Origin of the sequence: Streptococcus pluranimalium (assembly GCF_047785745.1) — a bacterium.
GTDB classification, from domain to species: domain Bacteria; phylum Bacillota; class Bacilli; order Lactobacillales; family Streptococcaceae; genus Streptococcus; species Streptococcus pluranimalium_B.
On the sequence record NZ_JBLOJT010000145.1, the window covers coordinates 1 to 3,365 of the forward strand.

The 3,365-nt window shown below is 36.0% G+C and carries 4 protein-coding genes; 1 reads left to right on the top strand and 3 read right to left on the bottom strand.

All coding sequences use genetic code 11. The features are described 5' to 3' along the window. Positions 1–18: 18 nt before the first annotated feature. On the bottom strand, positions 19–714 hold the full coding sequence (locus ACMZ6U_RS09830) for a phosphoglycerate mutase (RefSeq protein WP_104968281.1): 696 nt from the start codon (positions 712–714) through the stop codon (positions 19–21). A 293-nt stretch (positions 715–1,007) separates the two neighbouring features. Between ACMZ6U_RS09830 and ACMZ6U_RS09835 the strand changes: the two genes are divergently transcribed. Next, entirely contained in the window at positions 1,008–1,943 is a 936-nt protein-coding gene (locus ACMZ6U_RS09835) for a dihydroorotate oxidase (protein ID WP_416108260.1), read from the top strand. Between the two features lie 359 nt (positions 1,944–2,302). Here the strand turns inward: ACMZ6U_RS09835 and ACMZ6U_RS09840 are convergent, their stop codons facing one another. Together ACMZ6U_RS09840 and ACMZ6U_RS09845 are read right to left on the bottom strand one after the other, a co-directional pair. Beyond that, on the bottom strand, positions 2,303–2,488 hold the full coding sequence (locus tag ACMZ6U_RS09840) for a hypothetical protein (protein ID WP_416108261.1): 186 nt from the start codon (positions 2,486–2,488) through the stop codon (positions 2,303–2,305). 4 nt (positions 2,489–2,492) lie between these two features. Further along, positions 2,493–2,954 carry a Fur family transcriptional regulator gene (locus ACMZ6U_RS09845; RefSeq protein ID WP_416108262.1) on the bottom strand — a complete coding sequence of 154 codons (462 nt, stop codon included), beginning with the start codon at positions 2,952–2,954 and terminating at the stop codon, positions 2,493–2,495. Positions 2,955–3,365 lie beyond the last annotated feature (411 nt).

Genomic DNA, 3,365 nt, shown 5'->3' on the forward strand with positions numbered 1-3,365 from the left:
TGAGATATAGCGGAAAAATTATTCACCACCAAGGTAGTATTCAGCAGTAACGTTTAATTTTTCGTCAAATTCAAATACAAGTGGTGGGAAGTTAGGGATTTCAACATCCATGATTTCATCATCGTTCAATTGTTTGATGTGTTTGACAAGGGCACGAATTGAGTTACCGTGTGCACCTACAAAGACGTTTTTACCTTCTTTAAGAGCTGGCGCAATTTTATCTTCCCAATATGGAAGCGCACGCTCAAGAGTTACTTTCAAGTTTTCAGCATCTGGAATAACAGCATCATCAAGCAAAGCGTAACGACGGTCAGTGTGTGCTGAGTGCTCGTCATCTTTAGCCATTTCTGGAGGCAACACATCGTATGAACGACGCCAGATGTGAACTTGCTCATCACCAAATTGTTCTGCTGCTTCTGCTTTGTTTTTACCAGTCAATCCACCGTAATGACGTTCATTCAAGCGCCATGATTTTTCAGTTGGTACCCAAAGTTGATCAGCTGCTTCAAGGGCCAAGTTAGTTGTTTTGATAGCACGCTTCAATACTGATGTGAAAGCAAGATCAAATTCAATACCAGCTTCTTTGATCAATTTACCAGCGTCAATCGCTTGTTGTGTCCCTTTTTCTGAAAGATCTACGTCAGCCCAACCTGTGAAAAGGTTAGCTTTGTTCCATTCTGACTCACCGTGGCGAGCGAAAACTAATTTTACCATTAGAGTAACTCCTTTAGATTTTACGGACTAAGGTCATCCTTAATCACCTATTCTTGGCTAATGCCAATTACTCCTATATTTTACCCAAAAATGCACTAAAAATCTAGTAAAATCACAACTTTCTCTATGATAGCGTTTCCTTTGTTTTAAATCTCCTCTTCCATTATTTTTTTAAAACACGAACCTTTTATTTTTTTCTCCAATAAAGGCTTGCCCATCTTATATCTCGATGATAGAATAGAAAAAATTTGTCCAAAACACTGTACATCTCTGTGTCAAATGAGGAGGAAATTATGGTTTCAACGTCAACACAAATTGGGAATTTTTACTTTGATAATTGCTTAATGAATGCAGCAGGAGTTCGCTGTATGACTATCGAGGATTTAGAAGCTATTCGTCATTCTAAAGCAGGTGCTTTTGTCACAAAAACTGCCACTTTAGAAGAACGTGCTGGTAACCCATCACCACGTATGGCAAGTACACCTCTTGGAACAATTAACTCTATGGGACTTCCTAACCAAGGTTTCCATTATTATTTAGATTATCTTCTATCTCTTCAAAAAAACGATCCTAACCACTCTAACATCTTATCTGTTGTTGGTATGTCTCAAATGGAAACACATGTTATTCTACAAACCATTCAAAATAGTGACTATCAGGGGCTTGTTGAACTCAATCTCTCTTGTCCAAACGTTCCTGGTAAGCCACAGATAGCTTATGATTTTGACACTACCGAAAGTCTGCTAAAAGAAATCTTTACGTACTATAAGAAACCGCTAGGTGTCAAACTGCCTCCTTATTTTGACATCGCCCACTTTGACCAGATGGCTACTATTTTAAACAAATTCCCACTTACCTTCATCAACAGTGTTAACTCTATCGGAAACGGTCTAGTCATCAAGGATGAGACTGTTGTCATCAAACCTAAAAATGGTTTTGGTGGTATTGGCGGTGATTACATTAAACCAACCGCTTTAGCTAATGTCCACGCCTTCTACCAACGCTTAAAACCGTCCATTCAAATCATTGGTACTGGTGGTGTAAAATCTGGACGCGATGCCTTTGAACATATTCTCTGCGGTGCTAGCATGGTACAAATCGGTTCTGCTTTCGGCTACGAAGATGTTGCTATTTTCAAACACATTCAAGAAGAACTACAAGCCATCATGAAAGACAAAGGGTATGAAAGTCTGAATGATTTCCGCGGTAAATTACATTATCTTGATTAATAACGTGATAGATCCGCTAACTAAAAAACGAACGCCACATAAGCGTTCGTTTTTTGAATGTCTGTGTCTTTTTAATACTAATTCGATTTCAAAATATGAAATTCGTTTCATTTCTCTAGTAAGTAACCATTTAGCTCATTAAATCTGAACATAATACTACATCTAATAAATTAAGAGGCTTCGATTTTAATTTTGATGCAGTATCAACGCTCCTACAAACATCTTGTACAAAGAAATCTTGTAGTGTCTAATCGATTTCTTAAAGTTTGGCTCTGATAACACCTCAGCTGATAAGATTAGCTAACATGTTCGTGTCTTTTAACCATTTACTTATTTAAAAGATCATAAAAAATAATTCCTTAAAACAAGGAATCATCTTCTGCTTCGTCCTCTTCTTGACGTAATTCCTCTTCTGTTTTTGAGGATGTCTCTTTTGCTTCAGCGTTTGGATCCGGCTTAAATATATTAAATACCTTAATCAAAGCAATAGCTTTAAGAATCGAAAAAACAAGTAGAATAAGGGCAATTATTTGAATAGATGACACGTTCTTATAACCTTTCCTCATGTTTTTTTTGACAATGATGACAAATACCGTAAATCATAAATTGACTTTTAGTAATCTGATAACCTGTTTGAGAAGCCGCTTCATGGGCAATATCTGGCAATTCAACTTCTAAATCGCTAATTTTTCCACAGATTTCACAAATAACATTAATATGATCGTGTCCCTTATAATCAAAATAGGTTGTTTTATCATTGGTCACTTTAATTTCCGAGACAAATCCTTCATCAACTAAAACTCGGAGATTATTATAGACCGTAGCTAAACTGAGACTGGGATACTCAGAACAAAGGTCTTCATAAATTTGTTCAGCACTAGGATGATGATTAGCAGCAATCATATAAGCTAGAATCGCTTTTCTAGATTCTGTAATTCGACTATGTTTCTTGCGAAAATGAGTTAAAACAGCTTGATATTCTGCTTCTAATTCTTCTGTTAGCTCAATCACTACAATCCCCCCTGTTATCTTATTGTTCTATTATACGTCATTGATTTTTAAAAAGAAACCCCAACCCTCATTTGTTATGTCATAGATATCAAAAATTAGCTTTAAGAGATAAGGATTTCTGCATATCAATGTCCTGTTTCTTATTTAGAGTAAAACTTTTATACCCGTTGTGCTAGTTAATTTTTGCCAAAATAAAAAACTTTGCATATCATAAACTCAAAACAACCACGAAATGAGTGAATGACATGCAAAGCCAACAACATTATCTCGCAAATCCCAATCAAACACAAGTTATTTTTTCAAAAATTTTACTAAAAATATCTACTCTTTAATGAGCGTTTTGTACCATAGTTGGTTAGAAATCGTCGTAATGTACACTTACAAAAGCAACCCGATGTCGTTATTATAGCC